Origin of the sequence: uncultured Alistipes sp. (genome assembly GCF_949296715.1) — a bacterium.
GTDB lineage: Bacteria > Bacteroidota > Bacteroidia > Bacteroidales > Rikenellaceae > Alistipes.
In genome coordinates, this window is sequence record NZ_CASFQD010000041.1 from 19068 (window position 1) to 43541 (window position 24474).

The 24474-nt window shown below is 63.2% G+C and carries 17 protein-coding genes; 14 read left to right on the top strand and 3 right to left on the bottom strand.

Going from position 1 to position 24474, the window contains the following annotated elements:
* Positions 1-100 precede the first annotated feature (100 nt).
* Positions 101-397, bottom strand: a complete 297-nt coding sequence (gene raiA, locus Q1Y33_RS06295; RefSeq protein ID WP_300798892.1) for a ribosome-associated translation inhibitor RaiA — start codon at positions 395-397, stop codon at positions 101-103.
* Between the two features lie 23 nt (positions 398-420).
* Positions 421-1326: a tyrosine-type recombinase/integrase gene (locus Q1Y33_RS06300; protein WP_300798893.1), complete on the bottom strand. Its 906-nt coding sequence runs from the start codon at positions 1324-1326 to the stop codon at positions 421-423.
* Between the two features lie 86 nt (positions 1327-1412).
* Between Q1Y33_RS06300 and Q1Y33_RS06305 the strand changes: the two genes are divergently transcribed.
* Entirely contained in the window at positions 1413-2087 is a 675-nt protein-coding gene (locus Q1Y33_RS06305; RefSeq protein WP_300798894.1) for a flavin reductase family protein, read from the top strand.
* A 178-nt stretch (positions 2088-2265) separates the two neighbouring features.
* On the opposite strand, the gene Q1Y33_RS06310 is transcribed toward Q1Y33_RS06305, so the two are convergent.
* Entirely contained in the window at positions 2266-3444 is a 1179-nt protein-coding gene (locus Q1Y33_RS06310; protein WP_300798895.1) for a DNA-binding transcriptional regulator, read from the bottom strand.
* A 196-nt stretch (positions 3445-3640) separates the two neighbouring features.
* On the opposite strand from Q1Y33_RS06310, the gene Q1Y33_RS06315 reads away from it, so the two are divergent.
* From Q1Y33_RS06315 to Q1Y33_RS06375, 13 genes are all read left to right on the top strand, one after another.
* Positions 3641-6523, top strand: coding sequence for a GH92 family glycosyl hydrolase (locus Q1Y33_RS06315; RefSeq protein WP_300798896.1), 2883 nt, complete (start codon positions 3641-3643; stop codon positions 6521-6523).
* Positions 6524-6651: 128 nt separating this feature from the next.
* Positions 6652-7497, top strand: a complete 846-nt coding sequence (locus Q1Y33_RS06320; RefSeq protein ID WP_300798897.1) for an endonuclease/exonuclease/phosphatase family protein — start codon at positions 6652-6654, stop codon at positions 7495-7497.
* A gap of 31 nt (positions 7498-7528) precedes the next feature.
* Entirely contained in the window at positions 7529-9472 is a 1944-nt protein-coding gene (locus Q1Y33_RS06325; RefSeq protein ID WP_300798898.1) for an alkaline phosphatase, read from the top strand.
* A 74-nt stretch (positions 9473-9546) separates the two neighbouring features.
* Positions 9547-11085 (top strand): trehalase family glycosidase, encoded by a 1539-nt coding sequence (locus tag Q1Y33_RS06330; protein ID WP_300798920.1) that lies wholly within the window; start codon positions 9547-9549, stop codon positions 11083-11085.
* Between the two features lie 15 nt (positions 11086-11100).
* Complete coding sequence (locus Q1Y33_RS06335; RefSeq protein WP_300798899.1) at positions 11101-12117, top strand: metallophosphoesterase family protein; 1017 nt, start codon at positions 11101-11103, stop codon at positions 12115-12117.
* Positions 12114-12935, top strand: a complete 822-nt coding sequence (locus tag Q1Y33_RS06340; protein WP_300798900.1) for an ROK family protein — start codon at positions 12114-12116, stop codon at positions 12933-12935. The genes Q1Y33_RS06335 and Q1Y33_RS06340 overlap by 4 nt, the downstream gene beginning before the upstream one ends.
* A 3-nt stretch (positions 12936-12938) precedes the next feature.
* Positions 12939-14579 carry a beta-N-acetylhexosaminidase gene (locus Q1Y33_RS06345; RefSeq protein WP_300798901.1) on the top strand — a complete coding sequence of 547 codons (1641 nt, stop codon included), beginning with the start codon at positions 12939-12941 and terminating at the stop codon, positions 14577-14579.
* Between the two features lie 304 nt (positions 14580-14883).
* On the top strand, positions 14884-18012 hold the full coding sequence (locus tag Q1Y33_RS06350; RefSeq protein WP_300798902.1) for a TonB-dependent receptor: 3129 nt from the start codon (positions 14884-14886) through the stop codon (positions 18010-18012).
* 12 nt (positions 18013-18024) lie between these two features.
* Positions 18025-19683 (top strand): RagB/SusD family nutrient uptake outer membrane protein, encoded by a 1659-nt coding sequence (locus Q1Y33_RS06355; RefSeq protein ID WP_300798903.1) that lies wholly within the window; start codon positions 18025-18027, stop codon positions 19681-19683.
* A gap of 22 nt (positions 19684-19705) precedes the next feature.
* Entirely contained in the window at positions 19706-20524 is an 819-nt protein-coding gene (locus Q1Y33_RS06360; RefSeq protein ID WP_300798904.1) for an endonuclease/exonuclease/phosphatase family protein, read from the top strand.
* Between the two features lie 32 nt (positions 20525-20556).
* Positions 20557-21396: a hypothetical protein gene (locus Q1Y33_RS06365; RefSeq protein ID WP_300798905.1), complete on the top strand. Its 840-nt coding sequence runs from the start codon at positions 20557-20559 to the stop codon at positions 21394-21396.
* 383 nt (positions 21397-21779) lie between these two features.
* The gene (locus Q1Y33_RS06370; protein ID WP_300798906.1) at positions 21780-22511 is read left to right on the top strand and encodes a GntR family transcriptional regulator; all 732 of its coding nucleotides are present in this window, start codon (positions 21780-21782) and stop codon (positions 22509-22511) included.
* 180 nt (positions 22512-22691) lie between these two features.
* A complete protein-coding gene (locus Q1Y33_RS06375) occupies positions 22692-24467 on the top strand; it encodes an ROK family protein (RefSeq protein WP_300798907.1) in 1776 nt (591 codons plus the stop codon).
* Positions 24468-24474 lie beyond the last annotated feature (7 nt).

A 24474-nucleotide genomic window follows, 5' to 3' on the forward strand; every position in this document is an offset into this window, starting at 1 on the left:
CCGGTGGTCCCGGTGCCGGGATTGCCCGTTCCGGTCACAAAGCGACGGCCGCTCCTTTCGGGGCGGCCGTCGTCGTGTTTGTCAACCGTGTCGGGCAGGGTTACTTGTCGAATTTGCCCTTGAACCTGTCCAGCTGGCGTTTCAGGGCGTCGATGGCTTCGTCGACCGACTCCTCGAAGGCCTTGGACTGGTGGCAGGCCACCAGGTCCTCGCCCGGCATGTGGAGGGTGATCGTGGCTATCTTGTTTCCTTTTTCGTGGTCTTTATCGAGTTTGAGGATGACCTCGGCGCCCGTGGAACGCTCGGCAAAGCGGTCCAGTTTCGCCATCTTGGCCTCTACGAATTCGACCAGCCGCTTGTCGGCGTCGAATTTCACGGATTGAATCTGTACGTTCATAGCTTTACGTTTTATAAAGTTATCTACTTCCCTCCCTTTTCGCGGGGATGGGCTTTCCGGTATGTCTCCCGGAGGCGGGCGATGCTGTTGTGCGTATAGACCTGTGTGGCCTTGAGCGAGGAGTGTCCCATGAGCTCCTGAATCTCGCGCATGTCGGCGCCTCCGTTCATCAGGTGTGTGGCAAAGGTGTGTCGCAGCACGTGGGGGCTCTTTTTGCCCTGTACCCCGGCGTCGCGCAACTCCCGCCGCACCGTGCGGTAGACGCTGCTTCGGGATACGCGTGTGCCTTTCAACGTTAAAAATAGTGCTTTTTCCGAAGAATTGCAAATATTTTGCCTTTCAATTAGGCGGAGGTAATGCAAAATCTTTTCGCGCACGAACTCCAGTACGGGGACCTGCCGCTGCTTGCCGCCCTTGCCGCGGATGCGCAGCGACGTGTGGTCGGCCGAGAAGTCGTCGCGGTCGATGCCCACAAGCTCCGCAAGGCGCAGCCCGCAGGTGTAGAAGAGCAGGATGATGAGCGTGTCGCGCTCGGTGACGAACTCCTCGGATTCGGTCCCGCATTCGCGGACGATGCCGCCCATGCGGCTCTCGGAGACGAATGCCGGAAGGCGCTGCGGGCTCTTGAGTGAACGGATTGGCCGCATGATGTCGTGCTCGACGGCCCCCGTGCGGAGCAGCCAGCGGAAGAACGAGCGCAGCGACGACACTTCGCGGTTCATCGACGCGGCACCGATGGCGGCCGTGTCGGTGCGGTAGAGAATCCAGTCGCGCACCTGTTCGGTGGTAATCTCCTTCACGTCGGCCCGGTCGGGGTCCTCGTAGCCCAGCCAGCGGAGGAATCCCGCGATGTCGCGCCGGTAGTTGCGCACCGTCAGCGGCGAATAGCGCCGTTCGGCTTCGAGGTAGCGTATGAAATCCGTCAGCATACCGCAAAGATAACCGAAAAAACGGTACCTTTGTACGAAAAACGGCGCTGCGGGGCACTGCGGCGTCCGAAAAACGGAAACCGACCATGAAAGAGATCTGGAAACCCGGCACGGTGCTCTATCCGCTGCCGGCCGTGCTGGTGAGCTGCGGCGCAACGCCCGGGGAGTACAACCTGCTGACCGTGGCGTGGACCGGTACGGTCTGCACCGATCCGCCGATGTGCTACGTTTCGATCCGGCCCGAGCGCCACTCCTATGAGATCATCCGCCGCACGGGCGAATTTGTCATCAACCTGACGACCGAGCGGCTGGCGCGCGCCACCGACTGGTGCGGCGTCCGCTCGGGACGCGACCACGACAAGTTCCGCGAGGCGGGCCTGACGCCCCTGCCTGCGGCGAAGGTCGCCGCGCCGCTGGTTGACGAGGCCCCGGTCAATATCGAATGCCGCGTGCGGCAGGTCCTGCCGCTGGGGTCGCACGACATGTTCCTGGCCGAGGTGGTCAACGTGCAGGTCGATGCTGCCTACATCGATCCCGCGACGGGAAAGTTCTGTCTGGAGCGGGCCTGCCCGATCGTCTATTCGCACGGCGAGTATTATGCGCTGGGCCGGGCGCTGGGCCATTTCGGCTGGTCCGTGCGGCGCCGGCCCGAAACCCGCCGGACGGACGGGGCAAAGGCCTCCTCCGCACCGCGGAAAGACTCTGCGGCCCGACCCCTTGCCGTGCGGCCGCGCAGCCGGAGTACCGGCGGGAAAAAATAGGGCGCATGTGCCGCCGGCCCTTGTCCGGGCGGCGGTTCTGAAGCGGTGCAGGATTGCGGCGACGGTTCCGGTATGGTGGATGCGGCGGGCGGTTCCGAAGCGGTGCGGCAGATTCGGGCGGCGGCTCCGGGCGATGGTTGCGGGCCGCCGTGTGCGGCGGCGGGTACCGGCGGCGGGGTCAGAACTTGCCGAGAATGACCTGCTGCCGGTATTCCGACGGGGTTACGCCCTTGAGCTGCTTGAAGGTGCGCGAGATGTTCTTGATGTCGGAGAATCCCAGCTCCGAAGCCGCCTCCGAGACGCTCATCCCCTCGCTCAACAGCTGGGTCATCTTTTCGATGCGGACCTGGATGATGTAGTCGTAGATCGACGTGCCCATGCTCTTCTTGAAGCGCGACTCCAGCAGGCGGCGCGAGAGCGGCACGAGGGTGACCAGCTCGTCGACCGCGATCTTCTGGCTGATGTTTTCGTGGATGTATTTGAGTACCTCGGCGATGTGGGGGTCGTTGTTGGCGTAGATGTCCGTCGACTGGCGCGTCACGATGTGCGTGGGGTAGACCATGATGTCTTCGCGTTCGGCCTTCGGGTCGTGGAGGATGCGGTCGATCAGCCGGGCCACGTCGTAGCCGCCCTGCTCGATGTTCTGGTTGAGCGACGAGAGGTTCGGTGCCGAGAGCCGGCAGATCGTCTCGTCGTTGTCGACGCCCAGCACGGCGATGTCGTCCGGAATGCGGAATCCCGCGCCCTCGGCCTGGTGGCACGCCTCGGTGATGTGGTAGGCCTGGTTGTCGTCGCACGCCATGATCGCCACGGGCTTGGGCAGCGACTGCAGCCACGTGGTCAGCTGCATCGGGTCGTAGTGCCACAGGTCGGTCTGCGAGGTGTTGCGCAGCGCCGAGAAGGTGAATTCGGCATTGTCGGCGCGGCGGATCGTGTCGCGGAACCCCTGGTAGCGTTCGTCCGACCAGACGATCCCGCGCGTGCCGTAGAAGGCGAAGTGGCGGAATCCCTTTTTGAGGAAGTATTCCGCCCCCATCTCCCCGGCGCGGTAGTGGGGGCCCGTGATGTTGGGGATCGTCGTGAAGCGGGTCTTGAAATCCTGGGCGATGGCGATGATGCCGTTGCGGGCGAAGAGCTCGACACGGTCCGTCGAGTAGAACTGTCCGATGACGGCGTCGGCGCGCATCCGCCGCGCCCATTCGACGACGGCCTCGATGCCGAACTTGTCGCGGATCGACAGGGGCAGCCGGCAGAGGCTCCACGCCTGTCCGGTGTCGTGCGCGTAGCGGGCGATGCCCAGCAGCAGCCCCCGGGCGTAGGCTTCGGAAAAGTCCGTCAGGAAGATGATACGTGCCATGCCGATACGCTTTTTTCGGTATAAAGATAGCTTTTTTTGCCAAAACATCGCCGGGCGGAGTCTCTTTTTTTCTCCCGTGCGGGGCGGCGGGAGATGTAATCTGTGCGCAAAGTGAGGATGCAAAAGCGCAAATCACCGCCATTTGGCGGCGCTTCTTTCGTATATTTGTATACCTGAAACTTTAACCTGAACGAACATGATGCGAACCTTGACACTGGCCCTGGCGGTGTTCGCGTGCGCGGCCTGCACGCAACCCTCCGAACCGATCGGCTATGTCGATCCCTTCATCGGAACCGGATTCCACGGTCATACCTATCCCGGCGCCACGACGCCCTTCGGCATGGTGCAGCTCAGCCCCGACACGCGCTCGGGCGACTGGGACGCCTGCGCCGGCTACCACTACGACGATACGACGATCGACGGCTTCTCCCATACGCACCTGAGCGGTACGGGCTGCGCCGATCTGGCCGACATCCTTTTCTATCCCACGCTGCGCACGGAGGTGGTGCGCGACGGGGAGTTCATCCATGAACCCTATGCCTTTACGCACCGCCGTGAGCGGGCTTCGTGCGGCTACTACGCCGTCGAACTCTCCGACGACGGGCTGGAGGTCGAGCTGACGGCGACGCCCCGCACGGGCGTGCACCGCTACACGTTCCGCGGCGAGGGGCCGCGGCGCGTGGTCATCGACCTGATGCACACGATCACCGAGGAGCGGATCGACCTGCGCGAACTGCGGCAGACGGCTGCCGACGAGATCGAGGGCATGCGCCGCACGCAGGGCTGGGTGGCCGACCAGTACGTCTACTTCTCGGCCCGCTTCTCGGAGCCCTTCACCGATGTCGAGCTGCTCGGCGACCGGCAGGCCGTCCTCACCTTCGCCCCGGAGGTCGGAACGCTCACCGTGGCGGTGGGCCTTTCGGCCGTCAGCGCGGAGAATGCCCGTGAGAACCGCCTGGCGGAGGTTCCCGAACTCGATTTCGACGCCGTGCACGCACGCGCCGAGGCGCTGTGGCGTGACGCCCTCTCGGACATCGTCGTCGAGGGCGGCACGCGCGACGAGCGCACGGTCTTCTATACGGCGCAGTACCATGCGAAACTCACGCCCAACCTGATGAGCGACGTCAACGGCGACTACCGCCGCAGCGACGGCACCATCGGCCGTCTGCCCGCCGGCCGGGCCTACTATTCGACCCTCTCGCTGTGGGACACCTTCCGGGCGTGGAACCCCCTGCAGACGCTTGTCGACACGACGCTCGTGAGCGACATGGTCCGCTCGATGCTCGACATGTACGATGCGACGGGCGAGCTGCCGATCTGGCCCCTTTCGTCGGGCGAGACGCGCACGATGATCGGATACCACGCCGCGGCGGTCATCGCCGACGCCTGGATGAAGGGAATCCGGGACTTCGATGCGGAGCGGGCGCTCGACGCCATGGTGCGCTCGTCGAACTGCAACCGCAAGGGCTCGGAGTACTACGTCACCGAGGGGTACATCCCCTCGAACATTCTCCGCGAATCGGTCTCCTGCGCCCTCGAATACGCCTATGACGACTGGACCATCGCCCGCATGGCCGAGGCGCTGGGCCGCGAGGACCTGGCTGCGGAGTACTACGGCCGGGCGCTCAACTACGTCAACGTCTTCGACGGCTCGACCCGCTTCTTCCGCGGGCGGCAGCGCGACGGCAGCTGGTCGGAGCCCTTCGAGGAGTTCGTCGCCGGGCGCGACTACACCGAGGCCACGCCGTGGCAGTACCGCTTCTTCGCGCCGCACGACGTGAACGGCCTCGAACAGCTCTTCGGCGGCCGCGAGGCCTTCGTCCGGGAGCTCGACCGCCTCTTCACGCTCGAATCGCCGCACGAGGATGTCGGTCTGGTCGACATCACGGGCCTCATGGGCCAGTATGCCCACGGAAACGAGCCGAGCCACCACATGGCCTACCTCTACAGCTACGTCGGCATGCCGTGGAAGACGCAGGCTCTGACGCGCCGCCTGCTCGACGAGATGTACGCTCCGACGCCCGAGGGCATCATCGGCAACGAGGACTGCGGGCAGATGTCGGCCTGGTACATCTTCTCGTCGCTGGGCTTCTATCCCGTCTGCCCCGGCTCGAACCAGTTTGTCCTGACGGCGCCGCTCTTCGAGCGGGCCACCGTGCGCCTGGCCAACGGGCGGACGCTCACCGTCACGGCCGACACGCCGCGCCGCAACCGCTATGTCGGTGCGGTGACGCTCAACGGCGAGCCGGTCGATGCGAACTTCATTACCTATGAACAGCTCATGGCGGGCGGCGAGCTGCACTTTAAGATGCTGCCCGAGGCGGACCTCACGCGCGGCACCTCGGCCGAGGCGCAGCCCTACTCGCTCACGCGCGGCGAGGCGGTCTCGATCCCCTACACGACGCAGTCCGTAAGCCTCTTCACCGAGCCGGTCGACGTCGCGCTGGCGACGACGACGCCCGGGGCCGAAATCCGCTACACGCTCGACGGCTCGGAGCCCGATTCGCTCTCGGCCCTCTACGAGTCGCCGATCCGCGTGGAGCGCACGCTGACGCTCCGCGCCCGGGGCTTCAAGGCGGGTGCCGCCCCGAGCCGCACGATGACCCTGCAGGCCGAGAAGGCCGAGTTCCTGCCGGCGGCAGCCGCCGCGGCGGGTGAGCAGGGGGTAGCCTACACCTATTACGAGGGGACCTTCGCGCGCGTGGCCGACATCGAGCGCTCGCACCCCGTCTCGCGCGGCGTGATGCCGTCACCGTCGATCGCCGAAGCGCCGCAGGAGGACCACTTCGCCTACATCTTCGAGGGGCTCGTGCGCATCCCGCAGCGGGGTGTCTGGGAGTTCTCGACGCGCAGCGACGACGGCAGCGTGCTGCTGATCGACGGCCACAAGGTCGTCGACAACGACACGTCGCATGCCGCCGTCACGGCCACGGGCCGCGTGGCCCTCGACGAGGGGCTGCACGCCTTCCGCCTGCTCTACTTCGAGGATTACGAGGGGCAGGAGCTCTCCTGGGGCTGGAAGGCGCCCGGCGCGACGGAGTTTGCCCCGATTCCCGCGGAAAATCTCTTTGTAAAATAACGCTCTACGAAGCCCGGGGCCGTTCCCTGCCGGTGGACGGTCCGGATTTTTGGTGTGTGTGGTGCTCCGCAGCGATGCGGCAGCGGCGGGGTCGGTTCCCGGGCGACGCGGAAAAAAACTGCTACGGTATGAAAAAACTCTTCTTTTTACTGATGCTCGCGGGAGCCGTCTCCTGCGGCAAGGCTCCGCAGGAGCTGACCGTCATGACGATGAACATGCGTTACGACAACCCCGAGGACGGGGAGAACAACTGGCGTTTCCGCCGCGAGCGGGTCGGCGAACTGGTCCGCACGCAGCAGGTCGACCTGCTCGGCACGCAGGAGGTGCTCTCGAACCAGTACGACGACCTGCAGGCCCTGCTGCCCGGATACACCTCCGTGGGCGTGGGCCGCGAGGACGGCGCCCGCGCGGGCGAGTTCAATGCGATCTTCTTCCGCACGGAGCGCTTCGAACTGCTCGACTCGGGCACCTTCTGGTTGAGCGAGACGCCCGAGGTGGCTGGCTCGAAAGGGTGGGACGGCGCCTGCGAACGCATTGCCACGTGGGTCGTCCTGCGTGACGGAACGAACGGGCAGGAGCTGCTCTACATGAACACGCACCTCGACCATGTGGGCGAGACGGCGCGCCGTGAGGGCGTGACGCTGCTGCTTGAGCGCATCGCGTCGCTGCGCGGTGACCGTCCGGTGATTCTCACGGGCGACTTCAACGCCGAGCCGACCTCGACGGTCATTGCCCACGTGCTCGACGACGGCACGCTCCGCAGCGCCTGGAACGCCGCGCCGGTCCGTTACGGCGAGGGGTGGAGCTTTGCCGACTTCGGGCAGATTCCCGTCGGGGAGCGCCCGCTGATCGACTACATCTTCTTCGGCGGCGGCCTCGAGGCCGAAACCTGCACGATCCTGCCCGACACGCTCGGCGGCGGCTACGTCTCCGACCATGCCCCCGTCAAGGCGCTGCTGCGCTATGCGGAATAATACGAAACCGAACGACTAACCGAGTTATGCCATGAAACTGATGCTGAAAACCGGATTGCTGCTTGCATTCCTGTCACTGTGCGGCGCGGTCGCCGCGCAGCCTCCCGTGCTGATCCATTCGCACAACGACTACACGCGCACGATGCCCTTCTACCAGGCCTATGCGCAGCAGGTCTCGTCGATCGAGGCCGATGTCTTCCTCCGCGACGGGGTGCTCCTCGTGGGCCACGACGTCGAGGACCTTGTCTCCGATATGACCTTCGAGGCTCTTTACGTCGAGCCGCTCGTGACGCTCTTCGCCCGCAACGGCGGCCGCGCGTGGAAGGATTCCGACCAGCGGCTGCAGCTGATGGTCGAGCTGAAGTCCGAGACCGAACCGACCTTGCAGGCCGTCGTTGCGCTGCTGCAGCGCTGGCCCGAGGTCTTCGACCCGGCGGTGAACCCCGAGGCGGTGCGCGTTACGGTGACGGGCCGCGTGCCCGAACCGGCCGATTTCGACCGATACCCCGCCTTCGTCCGCTTCGACGGGGCGTGGGATGCGGACTACACGCCCGCGCAGCTCGAGCGCATTGCCCTCGTGAGCGCCAATTTCCGTGACTTCTCGAACTGGAACGGCAAGGGTTCGATCATCCCCGCGGAGCTGGCGCGTGTCGAGGAGGTGATCGACCGGGCCCATGCGTGGGAGAAGCCCGTGCGCTTCTGGGGCGCTCCCGAGGGCACGACCGTCTACTACACCTTCTACAACCTGGGTATCGACTACATCAATACGGACCATCCGGAGACGTGTGCCGCCTTCTTCAGCGACTTCGGCAACAAGAACTTCTGCATCGGCGAGCACCGCGACGCGGCGTCGGGCGTGACGGGCACGAAGCGCCTGGACAAGGCGACGCGCGACTTCAGCGGCTTCCAGAACGACAAACTCCAGCTCTCGAAAGGGGTTGACATCTACACGCCGACCTACCGCAACGACGGCGGCGAAGGGGTGATCCGCAACGTGATCTTCCTGATCGGCGACGGCATGGGCCTTCCGCAGATCGTCGCCGGCGCCTACGCCAACAAGGGGCTGACGACGCTCCAGATGAAGCACATCGGCCTGCAGCGCAACAATGCGCTCGATGCCTTCACGACCGACTCGGCGGCGGGCGGCAGCGCCCTGGCCACGGGCGAGCGCCACAACAACCGCCACATCGCCATGAGCGCCGACGGCAAGCCCTATCCGTCGCTCTCGGACTTCTTCGGTGACGAAGGCTGCGCCGTGGGCGTGCTGACGCTCGGCAACGCCGTGGATGCCACGCCGACGGCCTTCTACGGCCACTCGGTCGAGCGCGACAACTCGGACGAGCTGACGCGCTGCCTGCTCGATGCGAAGATCGACCTGCTCTGCGGCAGCGGCATCCGCCAGTTCACCGAGCGCGGCGACGGCGTGGACCTCGTGAAGGAGCTCTCCGGCAAATACCGCTTCGTGCGCTCGATCGACGAGATCAACGACCGCAAGGGCAAGGTGATCTGCATTGACGAGCGGATGGACGACGCGGCCGAGGAGGCAAACCTCTCGCTGCTGGCCGACGCCACGCGCGAGGCGATCGCCAAGCTCCGCGAGCGCGGCGGCGAGGGCTTCTTCCTCATGGTCGAGGGGGCCAAGATCGACTATGCGGGCCACTCGCGCTGCCTGCCCGGCTCGATCATCGAGATGCTGAGCTTCGACCAGGCCGTGGCCGAGGCGCTGCGCTTCGCCGACTCGAACGGCGAGACGCTCGTCATCGTGACGGCCGACCACGAGACGGGCGGCCTGACGGTGCTCGACGGCGACGAGCGCACGGGCCGTGTCATGGGGTGCTACGTCTCGGACGACCACTCGCCCGCGATGCTTCCCGTCTTCGCCTACGGACCCGGCGCCGACCGTTTCTGCGGCGCCTACCTCAATACGGAGATCGCGCGCCGCATCAAGGCGCTCTATAACGAACGGAAGAAGTGACGGTCATGATACGCAGCGTGATCACGGCGCTCGCGGCCCTCGGCATCGCCTGCGCGGCCTCCGCGCAGGGGCTGATGTCGGGTCCCTACGAGCTTCCGTACAAGAATACCTACGTCAAGGAGGTCTTCGTGGCCGAAAACGAGTTCCGCAACGCCACGCCGGAGCGGATCGAGCCGCGTTCGTTCGACGAGGCGCGCCGGATTCTTCCCGCCCCCTTCTGGGAGGGGCACGAGCGCGAGATCGAGATGTACTGGCATGCCTGGCGCATCGCCGTGGGCAACATCCGCCAGCCGGCCGAGGGGTCGGGATTCGTCTCGCCCTACCTCGACATTGCCTACAACGGCAACATCTTCATGTGGGACGCCTCGTTCATGATGATGTTCGCCCGCTACGGCTACCGCTTCTTCCCCTTCCAGCGGACGCTCGACAACTTCTACGCCAAGCAGCATCCCGACGGCTTCATCTGCCGCGAGATACGGGCCGACGGTTCGGACTGTTTCGAACGCTACGACCCCACGTCGACGGGGCCCGACCTGCTGCCGTGGGTCGAGCTGGCCTACTACCGCCAGTACGGCGATCTGGAGCGCCTGCACCGGGTCTTCCCGGCGCTGTGCGCCTATGCCAAGTGGTGGAAACTCAACCGCACGTGGCCCAACGGCACCTACTGGTCGAGCGGCTGGGGCACGGGCATGGACAACATGCCGCGCGTGAAGGAGGAGTACAACCAGATCTTCTCGAACGGCCACATGGAGTGGCTCGACACGAACCTGCAACAGATGCTCGTCAACGAGTCGCTGCTCCAGATCGGCTTCTACATCGAGCGCTGGCAGGAGATCGAGGAGGTCGAGGACGAAAACCGCTTTCTGCGCCGCCACATCAACGAGTGCATGTGGGATGACGGGGAGGGCTTCCTCTTCGACCGCCAGGCCGACGGGTCGCTCGGCACGGCAAAGGGGGTCTACGCCTACTGGGCGTTGCAGACCGACGTGCTCGACCGCGAGCGGCTGGACCGGCTGGTCGCCCACCTGTGCGATACGGCGGAGTTCGACCGCCCGCACCGCGTACCGTCGCTGGCGGCCGACCACCGCAAGTACAACGCCCTGGGCCGCTACTGGCAGGGGGGCGTGTGGCCCGGCACGAACTACATGATTATCGACGGACTCTGGCGCAACGGCTACCGTGCCGAGGCGCAGCAGATCGCCGAGAACCACTACGCCGCGGTCTTCGAGGTGTGGAAGAAGACCGGGACCTTCTGGGAGTACTACGCCCCGGAGCGGATCGAGCCCGGCTTCATGGCCCGCAAGGATTTTGTCGGCTGGACCGGCCTGCCGCCCATTGCGGTCTTCATCGAGTACATCCTCGGCATCCAGTCCGACTATTCGGAGAACCGCATCGAGTGGCACGTCTCCAGGACGGAGGCGCACGGCATCGAGCGCTATCCGTTCGGCCCCGAGGGGGTTGTGACACTGAAGGCCGCCGCTCGGCGCTCGGCGGACGCCGTACCCGAGGTGAGCGTCGAGACCGATGTGCCGTTCGACCTGACGGTGACGTGGGGCGACGGCCGGAGCAGTACGGTGCACGTCGCACAGAGCGGACGTGTGAAGTTGAACTAAAACGGAATGACCGATATGAAAAGATGGATTCTGGCGGCCTGCGCCCTCGCTTTCGGGGGGCTGGGCCTGATCCGGGCGCAGCAGCCCGTGCTGCGCTTCGGCGATGACGGGACTTTCAAGATCGCACAGTTTACGGACATGCACCTCGATCCTTCGAAGCCCCGGCGGCTGGCCGAGGCCGAGAAGACCTTTGCGCGGCTCGACCGCGTGCTGGCGCTCGAGCGGCCCGATCTGGTCGTCTTCACGGGCGACGTGGTGACGGGACCTCCCGCCGAAGGGATGTGGCGGCGCCTGCTCGACACGATGACGGCGCGCCGCGTGCCCTTCTGCGTGGTGCTGGGCAACCACGACCACGAACAGGACCTCACGCGGGCGCAGATCGCGCGTCTGGTGACCTCCTGCCGCGGGAGCCTCAATACGCTCAACGATGCCGGCGAGCTGGCCGACCGCGAGCTGGTGGTGCTCGGGCGCGATTCGCAGCAGCCCGCGCTCGTGCTCTACTGCCTCGATTCGCACGACTACTCGACCGTCGAAGGGGTCGACGGCTACGGCTGGTTCACGCCCGCGCAGGTGGCGTGGCTGCGTGACTGCTGCACGGCCCGCACGGCCGCGAACGGCGGGCAGGCGGTGCCGTCGCTGGCCTTCTTCCACATCGTGCTGCACGAGTACCTTGCGGCGTGGCGCAATCCCGACGCGACCCACATCGGCCGGGCGGCCGAGGAGGAGTGCCCCGGGGCGCTCAACACGGGCATGTTCGCCGCGATGGTCGAGACGGGCAGCGTCATGGGTACGTTCGTCGGGCACGACCACGACATCGACTACATGGTGGCCGACAAGGGCGTCTGCCTCGGATACGGCCGCTACTCGGGCGACAATACGACCTACAACGACCTGCGTCCCGGCGTGCGTCTGCTGGTGCTGACGGAGGGCGAGCGGGGCTTCGAAACCTGGATTCGCGAGGACGACGGCCGCATGGTCGACCACGCACGCTTCCAGCATGGTGAAATCACGGAAATAGCGGTGGAACGATGAGAATAGGAGTGGATTTGGGCGGAACGAACGTGCGGGTCGGCCAGGTTGTCGACGGCCGGATCGTGCGTTTGCTCTCCGAGCCCTGCAAGTCGGACCGTCCCGAAGAGGAGGTCCTCGAACATATCGCGTCGCTCGTCGGCGCGCTCATGACGCCCGAGGTCGAGTGCATCGGCATCGGCGTCCCCTCGGTCGTCGATGCCGCGCGCGGCATCGTCTACGACGTCGTGGGCATCCCCTCGTGGCGGGAGGTGCACCTCAAGGAGCGCTTCGAGGAGCGTTTCGGTGTGCCCGTCTCGGTGAACAACGACTGCAACTGCTTCGCGCTGGGCGTCTGCCACTTCGGTGAGGCGCACGGCTACCGCGACGTGGTCTGCATCGCCCTCGGTACGGGCGTGGGCGCCGGCGTGGTGATCGACGGCAAACTCTACTGCGGCCACAATACGGGCGCCGGCGAGATCGGCGGCATCCCCTATCTGGACCGCGACTACGAATACTATTGCAGCAGCCGCTTCTTCGTCGGGCGCGGCACGACCGGAAAACAGGCCTTCGAACGGGCCGCGGCGGGCGATCCCCGCGCGCTGGCGCTGTGGCGCGAATTCGGCGTGCACGTGGGCAACCTGGTCATGCTGGCCCTCTATGCCTACGACCCGCAGGCGATCGTCTTCGGCGGCAGCATCGCCCATGCCTTCGACTTCTTCAGCGAAGCCATGTACGAGCAGATCAAGCACTTCCCCTATGCGAAGACGGCCCAGAGCCTGCATATCTGCTGCTCGCGCATCGAACATGTCGGACTTTTGGGGGCTTCGGCCTGTGAATAGCCTATGGAACGGTTCCGGATACTGTTGGCCGCGTGTCTCCTCGCGTTGGGGAGCGGATGCGGCCGGACCGTCCCGTCGGACGGGATTGTCGACATTGTTCCCGTTCCGGTGCGCGTGACGCCCGCGCAGGGCGTGTTCCGCCTCGGGGCTTCGACGCGCGTCTGCATCGACTCTCCGGACGAGCGCATGCGCTGCGTCGCCGGGGCGCTCGACGACGTGCTGCAACCGATTTTCGGCCGCGGGCTCGAGTGCCTTCTTCCCGCTGCCGGTGAAAAAGGAGCGGTGAATTTCCAGCTCGACGCCTCGATGGAGCCCGACGCCTACCGCCTGACGGTGACGTCAGAACGTGTGGATATTCGTTCGGGAGCTCCCGAAGGGGCCTTCTACGCCGTGCAGACGCTGCGGCAGCTCCTGCCGGCTGCGGCGTTCGGCGGCGGCCGCGTGCGGGCCGTCGAATTGCCCGCCGTGGAGATCGAGGACCGGCCCGCGATGGCCTACCGCGGGCTGATGCTCGATGTGGCGCGCCACTTTTTCACGGTCGACGAGGTCAAGCAGACGATAGACCTCATGGCCATGCACAAGATGAATGTCTTTCACTGGCACCTGACCGACGACCAGGGCTGGCGGCTCGAAATCCGCAAATATCCCGAACTGACACGCATCGGCTCGGTGCGCCTGCGCACGCTCATCGGCAAGGACCCCGGCGGCGAGTACGACGAGACGTGCCGATACGACGAGACGCCCCACGGCGGCTACTACACGCAGGAGGAGGTGCGCGAGGTGGTCGACTACGCCGCGCAGCGCTTCATTACGGTCATTCCCGAGATCGAGTTTCCGGGACATGCCGTGGCGGCGCTGGCCTCCTGTCCGTGGCTGGGCTGCACGGGCGAACAGTACGAGGTGCGCCAGACGTGGGACATCGACGACCGGGTCTTCTGCGTGGGGCGCGACTCGACGTTCCGCTTCATGGAGGAGGTGCTCGGGGAGGTGATCGAACTCTTCCCCTCGACCTATATCCATATCGGCGGCGACGAGTGCCCGACGAAGATGTGGGAGCAGTGCCCGCAGTGCCGGGCACGCATGCGCGCCGAGGGGCTCACGAAACCCCGCCAACTGCAGGGCTATGCGACGAAGCGCATCGAGCGCTTCCTGCAGGCGCACGGCCGGCGCCTGATCGGCTGGGACGAGATTCTCGACGGCGGCGTTTCGCCGACGGCGGCCGTCATGTCGTGGCGCGGCACCGAAGGGGGCATCCGGGCGGCCCGGCAGGGCAATCCGGTCGTCATGGCCCCGACGACGCACTGCTACCTGGACTACTACCAGACGGACGATACCGAGCACGAACCCCTGGCCTGGGGCGGCTTTCTGCCCCTTTCCAAGGTCTATGAACTCGATCCCTATGAAGGGCTCGACTCGCTTGCCCGGCGCTGCGTGCTCGGCGTGCAGGCGAATCTCTGGACCGAATACATCCCCGATTTCGCGCAGGCGCAGTACATGCTGCTGCCGCGCCTGGGTGCCGTGGCCGAGGTGGGCTGGGCTCCCGAGCGGAAGGACTACGCCGATTTCCTGCGGCGCATCTCGCGGATGAGAACCCTCTACGGCGCTTACGGTTACATCTGTTCTCCGCATCCCTTTGCGGATTGACCGGCGGCCGCGGCGCGGCCGGGGAGGAGGCAAAACCTCCCCGGTCCCGTTTTGCGTCAAATGTGCGCAATATGAGGATATAAATACGTAAAATACGCCCAGGCTCACCATTATGTTGGATAATTTTGAATATTGAAAAGTGTAAATGTTGCAAATGCGTTACAGTCGCGGGTATAATAATTAAATAATTTAATAAATAAACCGCAATCCTTCACAACCAGATACATTAATTATTAACCTTAACTTTATGGAAATGAATTTGACTTTTTCGGGGAAGAGACGGAGGATCATCCGTTCTCTTCTGATGGGTCTGCTTTGCTGCATGCTCATTCTTCCGGCCCAGGCTCAGGACCGCGTAACGGTTTCGGGACGCCTGATCGACACCGGTCAGAATCCGCTCATCGGCGCTTCGGTCATCCAGCAGGGCACGACCAACGGTGTGACGACCGACGTGGACGGCCGTTATGAGATCGCCGTGCCGGCGGATGCCGTGCTCGAGTTCTCGTTCATCGGCTACAAGACGCAGGCCGTCTCGGTGATGAACCGCACGCAGATCGACATCACGATGGAGGAGGATGCCATGATGATCGGCGAGGTCGTGGCCATCGGTTACGGCTCGCAGCGCAAGGAGGACCTTTCGATGGCCGTGCAGACGGTCAAGGTCGACGAGGCGGCCCGCAGCCGTGCCTCGGACCTCGGTACGCTGCTCCAGGGCCGCATGCCCGGCGTGACGATCCAGCAGGCCGGCGGCGACCCCATGCGCAAGGCATCGTTCTCGATCCGCGGCCGCGGATCGAAGGGTAACGACGACGATCCGACGTCGGGTGACGGCGTGCTGGTCGTTGTCGACGGTGTGCCCAATGCTCCCTACATGGTTGAGGATATCGAGACCGTGACGGTACTGAAGGATGCCGCATCGGCCGCTATCTACGGTGCTTCGGTAGGTTCGTCGGGTGTCATCCTCATCACGACGCGCCAGGCCGAATCGGGCAAGCTGCGCGTGAATGTCAACGCTTCGATCGGCGTCGAGAAGGCCATGAACCTGCCGACGATGCTCAACGCACAGCAGTACTGCGACGTATGGGCCAAGGCCGTGGAGAACTCCACGAACGGTTCGCTGCCCAACCTGGCCAACCCGGCCGTCTATGCGGGCGCCAACATCACGCGCACGAACTGGCTCGACGAAATCTTCCGCGCCGGCATGACGCAGCACTACGGTATCTCGCTCAGCGGTGGTACGGAGCGCCTCTCGTCGGTACTGTCGGTGACCTATGACAAGAAGGAGGGTACGATCATCAATACCTGGAGCGAGTCGCTGGGCGCCAAGCTCTCGACGGACTTCAAGCCCGTGAAGTGGCTGAAGGTCTCCGAGCGCGTGTCGTTCGAGTATCTCGACGGCCAGGGCAATGTCAACCGCTCGCACACGGGCCCGATCCTCGGCGCCCTCTGGTTCCCCGCTTCGGCTTCGGTCTATGACCGCGACGCCGACGGCAAGATCATCTACGGCGACAACGGCAAACCCAAATGGGGCGGCATCGCCTCGACGGCCGACATGGCTGCCGGCGTCGTGGGCCCGAACATCGTGAACCCCGTCGCCCAGCTCGAGACGATGCACAGCCGCGCCCCGCAGATGCGTTTCTTCTCGACGACCTCGTTCGAGGTGAAGCCCGTCCGCGGCCTGACCCTCAAGTCGGACTTCACGGCCGACCTCGACATCCTCGAGACCGACGCCTTCACGCCGGTGATCGACGTGCCGGGCGGCTCGACGACGACGCTGCGCGAGCAGGAGCAGACCCGCACGTTCCACTACCTGTGGGAGACGACGGCCACCTACGCCGAAGTCTTCGGCAAGCACCACATCTCGGCGATGGCCGGCTTTACGACCGACTACAAGAAGCTGCGCGTATACGACTTCCGCACGCAGAACTATCCGACCGACACGTGGGACAAGTATCAGGACCTCTGGCAGAACTCCGAGTGGTACCGCAACCCGACCGAGAACTACAACGAATATGCGATGGTTTCGTTCCTCGCCCGTCTGGGTTACTCGTTCGACAACCGCTACTTCCTGACGGCCAGCATCCGTCGCGACGCCGCCTCGAAACTGCCTCCCACGAAGAACTACGACTGGTTCCCCGCCGTATCCGCCGCGTGGAAGCTCTCTTCGGAAAAGTTCTTCGCCAATTCGTCGCTGAGCAAGGTCTTCGACCTGGTGAAGCTCCGTGCCGGCTGGGGTATGGTCGGTAACGTGGACCTCTACCCGAACACCTCGTCGGTGGATGTGCCCTGGTCGATCTATCCCGACGGCTCGCTCATCGGCGGCAACACGGTCTACGGCGGCTACTACGACACGATCGCCAACCCCGGCGCCACGTGGGAGACGACCGTACAGACGAGTGCCGGTATCGACCTGACGCTGTTCAACAACTCGCTCGACGTGACGATCGACTACTATGACAAGGAGACGCGCGACCTGGTAGACTACGTGCCGACGCCCCCGCAGATGGGTGTGACCACCTCGCCGATGGGCAACATGGGCCGTGTGACCAACCGCGGTTGGGAGTTCTCGGTGGCCTACCACAACACTGCCGCCCAGGGCAAGCTCGACTACAACGTCTGGGGCAGCTTCTCGACCAACAAGAGCAACGTCGAGGAGTACGGTTCGCAGCCGCTCGTGCGTCACAACAACCCCAACATCAACAGCACGCCGATTCTCTACTCGGGTGTGGGACATCCCTGGTACTCCTATTATATCTACCGTACCGACGGCATCTTCCGTTCGCAGGAGGAGATCGACCGCTACGTAAGCAAGAACGCCGAGACGGGCGAGGTGACGCAGGTGCAGCCCAATGCCAAGGTCGGCGACCTGAAGTTCGTCGATACGAACGGCGACGGCGTTATCACGGACGACGACAAGGTGCTGACGGGCTGCTATACGCCCAAGCAGACCTTCTCGTTCGGAGGCTCGCTCAACTGGAAGGGCTTTGACTTCAGCTTCATGTTCCAGGGCGTCGCCGGCAACTACATCTACAACGGTACGAAGCAGATGGCCATGAACGGACGTCAGGACTACGGCAACCTCATCAGCGACGTCTTCGACACGTGGGACTTCAATCCTTCGTCGAGCAAGTACCCGCGTCTGGGTATCTCGGAGGACGACAACGGCAACTACACGAAGTTCTCGGACATCTTCCTCGAGAAGGGCGACTACCTGCGTCTGAAGAACATCACGCTGGGTTATACGCTCCCGAAGCACATCGCCCGCTACGTGGGTCTGAAGAACGGTTCGCTGCGCGTCTATGTCAGCATCGACAACGTCGCCACGATCACGGGTTATTCGGGTATCGACCCCGAGGTGGGCAACTACGGTCTGGATGCCGGTGTCTATCCGTCGTCGCGTTTCTTCAACTTCGGTGTAAACCTCAACTTCTAAAACCTAACGACCATGAAAAAGATATTATTCAGCATTTGCCTGGCCGTCAGCGCTCTTGCCATGTCGGGGTGCGCCGATTTCCTGGATCGGGAATCCTACGGCAAGGATGAGACGTGGCAGTCGAAAGAGGACGTCATGCAGGCCATCTACGGTCTCTACCATTTCGTGTCGCCCTACTGGAGCGAGGAGATCTGCGGCCGCGGCCACATGTGGCTCGAGTGCGCCAGCGACAATATCCTCATCGGCCGCGACCGTGCGTCGGTGGACGAAATCCGCGAGTTCCGCATGTCGCCCTCGAACAGCAACGACGTGTCGCGTGTCTGGGAGGTGATGTACCAGAACGTGGCCAAGGCCAACAACATTATCAAGCTCGTGCCCGACATGTCGTTCGATCAGGCATTCAAGGATCAGGCGCTCGGTACGGCACTCTTCTTCCGCGGCTTCTCGATGCTGTGGATGGTTCCCTACTACGGTGACGATACGAACGGCGGTATTCCGATCATTACGGAGAAGACGGCTACCGAGGACATCGACTCTCCGCGTCCGTCGCACGTGCTGCAGAACTACGACCAGATCATTGCCGACTTCCGCGAGGCGGGCAACAAGCTGCCGTACCTCTCGGAACTGCCGGCCGACCAGATCGGTCTCCCGCACAAGGCTGCCGCCTGGGCCTATGCCGCCCGTGCCGCCCTCTACGCCTCGATGTACGACGCAAAGTACTACGACATCGTGATCGAGATGTGCGACAAGGTGATGAACATGACCGGCGCCGACAAGCGCGCGCTCTACATCGACCCGAACAACAAACTGAATTCCTACCGCAACCTCTGGACGTCGGACCAGAACCACTCGTGCGAGTACATCTTCTCGCTCGAGGGCAGCACGACGAACGGTGCCCGCTACCACGGCGTGACGTTCCAGAACGCCGGCTGGGGCTACTACAATACGTGGGGCTACTATACGCCGAGCCTCGAGCTCTACAAGGCTTTCGAGGAGGGCGACCAGCGTCGCGACGTGACGATCCTCTACCCGGGCCAGTCGTTCGAGTTCATGGGTTGGTCGTGGGTCTTCGCCGGCTATTCGCCCGACGGTTCGGCCCTGGAGATCTCCTGGAGCGGCAGCAACCACATTTCGGCCGGTATGCTCATGCGCAAGTTCCTCTCGCCGTGGGAGCGTTCGTCGAGCCGTCCCGAGGATGCAAACTACTATGCTGAGGTGACGCAGTTGCGTGACAAGCTCTGGAATTCGCTTAACGTAAGCCTGATGCGCTATGCCGACGTGATGCTGATGAAGGCCGAGGCGCTGATCTGGACTCAGGGTGAGGGCAATGCCGAGGCCAAGGAGCTCATCAACGACATCCGCGACCGTGCCGGTCTGCCGCGCAACAGTCAGGCCACGAAGGCTCAGCTCCAGAACGAGCGCCGTTGCGAGCTGGCCTTCGAGTTCCAGCCCAGCCGTTTCATCGACGTGGTGCGCTGGGGTCTGGGTCCCGAGCTGCTGACCAAGCCGCTGCACAGCGTCATCTCGAAGGGTGTCGACGGCAAGATCGTTACCGAGGAAAGGGAGGTCTACCCGGCCCGCACGTTCAATCCGACCTACAACAAGGTGTTCCCGATTCCGGAGCGCGCCTTCACGGGTACGGTGAACCTGAAGCAGAACAAGGGTTATTAACCGATTGTAAATCAGTCAAGCCATGAAAATAAGCAAATATATTTTGGGCGCCGCCCTCTTTGCCGGGCTTTTCTTCCCGCTGGCGGAGGCCGAGGCGCAGGATGTGAAACTCAAGTGCATGGAGTGGAACATCAAGGCGTTGGAATACCGCGGCAACAGCAACGTCTCGAAGGACATCAGCCTCTTCGTGACGGAGATCAAGAACCAGAAGGCCGACATCGTCTGCTTCAACGAGTTCGAGACGCTGACCGGTGCGATGTACATGAAGGAGAAGGCTACGGAGTTTGCCAAGGAGCTGGGCATGTATCCCTTCTTCATCCACTCCTACGACAAGGATTCGGGCTTCTACGGCAACGTGATCCTCTCGAAGTATCCGATCGTCAACTCGGGCCGCGTGCTGCTGGGCATGTTCACGGGCGCCGACCAGCGTTCGGCCGGCTGGGCCGACATCCTCGTCCCGACGGATGCCAACCCGACGGGTGTGAAGGTCCGCATCGTCTGCACGCACCTCGACGCCTTCGGCGGTGACGAAACCTGCTACGAGCAGGCCAAGGAGGTGATCGCACAGGTGATCGAACCGGCCGTGGCCGAGGGTACGCCGGTGATCCTGATGGGCGACATGAACTGCGGTCCCAGCTCGCCGGCCATTGCCGAGTACGAGAAGACGGGCAAGCGCCTGTGCAACAACAACGGCACGTTCGGCGGCAGCAAGCTCGACTACTTCATCGGCTTCCCGCAGGGCAGCTGGAGCTGTTCGGACTTCCAGGTGCTCAATTCCTCCACGTTCTACGATCTTTCCGACCACTACTCGATCTCGGGTACGGCCGTGCTGAACAAATAGCATCCTGTTGAACCGAAAAAATCACGAAAACGATGAAAACAGTTAAAAGATATCTTCCGGTTTTCCTCTCCTTCGTTGCGGCCGCATCGCTTTTCGCGGGCTGTAACAACGGACTGGACGAGTATCCTTCGGATGCGCCGATTCCCGCTCCGTCGGACAAGTTCACGACGACCGTGCAGTTCGTCTCCTCGCTCGACGGCAACGCCTTCGGGAGCAGCTATACGGCCTTCAACGAATATCTGGCAAACCTCGGCGGCGAGAAGCCGTGGATGACGATCCTCGACCGTGCCGACAACGGCAACCTCTCCGCCGCCATGACGGGTGCGTTCGATGCGACGCGCTGGACGGCCTTTGCCTTCAACAAGATCGAGAACAAGACCTCGTACCAGGGCAGCATGCTCTATTTCAACAGCTGCATCACGGGTGCGACGGGCCGTCCCTCGGGTGAGGGATGCTACGTCACGCAGGTGAAGACGGCGCTGAACGGTATCCGCACGGACAAGGACGAGAACGGCGAGGTAACGGGTACGACCGACGTGTCGTTCGAAGTGGAGTTCCTGACGGCCCGCTTCGAGACCGCCGAGCAGCTTTCGGCCTTCGGCGGCAAGAACGGCGTGCTGCGCTCGTTCTACAACGAGTCGATGCCGGTGCTGATGATCGGTACGGTGAAGAACGACCTTCTTTCGCAGCTCCGCTCGGCTGCCGAGTCGGCTGCCGGAAGCTACGCCTTCAAGGTCTACGAAGTGGCTGCCGGTTCGCAGTATACGATCTTCATGCTGACCGAGGAGCGCTTCTGGGGCCTGATGGACAACGTCGAGAAACAGCCGCTTACCGGAAACGTCAATGTGTACAATATCGGCGTGATGTGGTAGGCACGTGAAGTTGGGTGTGTGAGAGGGCGGCGCTCCTGCGGGGCGCCGCCTGTTTTGTCTCCGTGCGGTTCGCTGCCGATGCGCCCCTGCGCTGCGGATTTCTGCCTGCGTGCGTTGCAGGATGCAATATTCCGTATTCCCGATACAACCCATGCAACACTCCGTTTGAGCGGGGCGCGGCAAAGAAATCTCGGGGAACGCTTGCTATTTCGGCGGAAAAATAGTATGTTTGTACATATTCATTTTCCCGTTTGCGGCGCGATGCTGCGGGTGGTAAGGCGCAGATTTCTGAATGACAGCATGTTGTGTCGTGACGGGTTCTTTCGGAACATACATGCACGAGCGTATGTTTCGGCGGGATGGGATTTTGTCCGGATATACATATGAGTGAGACGAAAGAAAATAAACCGTTGCATGTGTTGGCGGAGGAGGCGATCAAGAAGATGATCCTGCTGCCCGAATACCAGAACGGCAAACTGCTGCCCAACGAGATCGAACTGGCGCAGAGCCTTCACATTTCACGCAATACGCTGCGCCAGGCCATCAACAAGATGGTCTTCGAGGGGCTGCTCTGCCGCCGCAAGGGCTACGGCACCTGGGTAGCGAAGAAGACCATCACGGGCGGCGTGAAGAACTGGTTGAGCTTCTCGCAGGAGATGCAGCGCCTGGGCATCAAGATCAAGAACTACGAGCTGCATGTCTCGATAGAGTATCCCGACGAGAAGGCGCGGCGCTTCTTCGGCCTGGAGGAGGAGTCGTCGGCCGGCACGCTCTGCCTGAAGCTGGAGCGGGTCCGCGGCCATGCCGAGTATCCCTTCGTGGTCTTCATCTCCTATTTCAATCCGCGTTTCCCGATCGGCAGCGACGACAACTTCTCGATGCCGCTTTACGAACTGCTTGAAACCAAGTACAATATCGTCGTGCACACCTCCGTCGAGGAGATTTCGGCGCGGCTGGCCGGCAAGCGCATCGCCACGAAGCTGCGCATCTCGGAGAACGATCCGATTCTCATCCGCCGGCGCTACGTTTACGATATCAAGGGGGTCCCCGTGGAGTACAATGTCGGCTATTACCGCGCCGACAGTTTCACCTATACGATTACGGCCGAGCGGTAGCGGCGGCCGGCCCGTTTGCGGGCTTTTTGCCCTGTTTTAGTCGGAAAAGAATCTCTTTTCCGACTTTTTTTGTGATTTTTTCCAAAAAAGGTGCAAAATATTTTGTATTTACAAAACATATTCTTTTCTTTGCACAAAGATAAATATGTATGAACATATATAACAATATTCGTTTTTGCCATGTATAGAAAATCGGACAGTTTTCTGGCGCCGGTCCGGACGGAAGAGACCCCGGCCGGCGAATACGATCTGTATCCGGCATTCGAGATCGGGGATGAGATCTCCGATCGCATCGAATTGCTGGCCGGGCGGATCGCTGCACACGAGCGCGTCGTCATCGACGGTTACGAGGGCGTGCTGTGGGAGAAGTTCATCGGGGCGCTGACCGCGGCGCTCGAGGCTCTCGGGAAGCGGGTGGCCTGTGTTCCCGTGGCGCAGGCGCTGAAGCCCGAGGCGGAGATCGACGCGCTGATCGCACCGTTCATGGGCGAGGAGGATTCGATCTTCGGCCGCATGACCGACCTGCTGCTGATCGACTTCTTCGACCGGGCGGCCCTCAAGCGTCTTGCTCCCGATGCGGCGGCGGATATCACCCTGCTGTACGGCTGCGGTGCCTCGCTGGCCGGATGGGAGGGGCCGCTCGTCTACGTCGACCTGCCCAAGAACGAGTTGCAGTTCCGCATGGCGGCCGGTACGGCCTTCAACGTCGGCACGACGCGCCGCATGGACGGCCGCGAGTCCTACAAGCGCTGCTACTTCATCGACTGGCCGATTCTCGATGCCTGGAAGGGTTCGCTCATTCCGCGCATCGACTGGATCGTCGACGAGCAGCGTATCGACGTCTGGACCTTCATGAGCGGCGAGGCGCTGCGCGAGGCGCTGCGGCGCATGAGCCGCAGCAGTTTCCGTGTCCGCCCGTGGTTCGCACCGGGCGTCTGGGGCGGCACCTACCTGCGCGACCACATCCGCGGGCTCAACCGCGAGGCGCCCAACATGGCGTGGTCCTACGAGCTGATGGCGCTCGAGAACGGCCTCATGTTCAAACATGATGGTGTACTGTTGGAGGTTTCGTTCAGTATGCTCATGTCCTATGCCTACCGCGACGTGCTCGGACACTGCGCCGAGGATTTCAAGGAGGATTTTCCGATCCGTTTCGACTTCCTCGACACGGTCGAGGGCGGCAACCTCTCGATCCAGTGCCACCCGCGTCCGGAGTACATCCGTTCGCGCTTCGGCAAGCCCTATACGCAGGACGAGACCTACTACATCCTGCGTGCGACGCCCGACGCGCACGTCTACCTCGGATTCCAGCAGGGCGTGCAGAAGGCCCCCTTCGCCGCGGCCCTCGAAGAGAGCCAGCGCACGGGCAAGGCGATCGACATCGAGCGTTACGTGCAGTGCTTCGCGGCACACAAGCACGACCTGTTCCTCATCCCGAACGGCACGATCCACGCCTCGGGTGCGGGCAACCTGGTGCTCGAGATCAGCAGCGCGCCCTATATCTTCACCTTCAAGATGTACGACTGGGTGCGCCTCGACATTGACGGCCGTCCCCGTCCGATCAACATCGAGCACGGCCTGAACAACGTCCGCTTCGAGCGCAACGGCAATGTGGTGACCGACACGCTCATCAGCCGCCCGAGCGTCATGCAGACGACGGACGACTACGTGCAGGAGCACCTGCCGACGCATCCCGACCACTTCTACGACGTGCACCGCTACCGCCTGCATGCGGGCCGCAGCCTGCACATCGAGACGGCGAACCGCTGCCACGTCTGGATGATCGTCGAGGGCGGCAGCGCCGAGGTGGAGACCGCCGACGGACGTTGTGTGCGCTACAACTACCTGGAGACCTTCATCATCCCGGCCGCTGCCGGCTCCTATACGGTCCGCAATACGTCGGGCGGCGAGCTGATGCTCGTCAAGGCCTTCGTGAAGGATACCTACCAACTCTGACGAACCC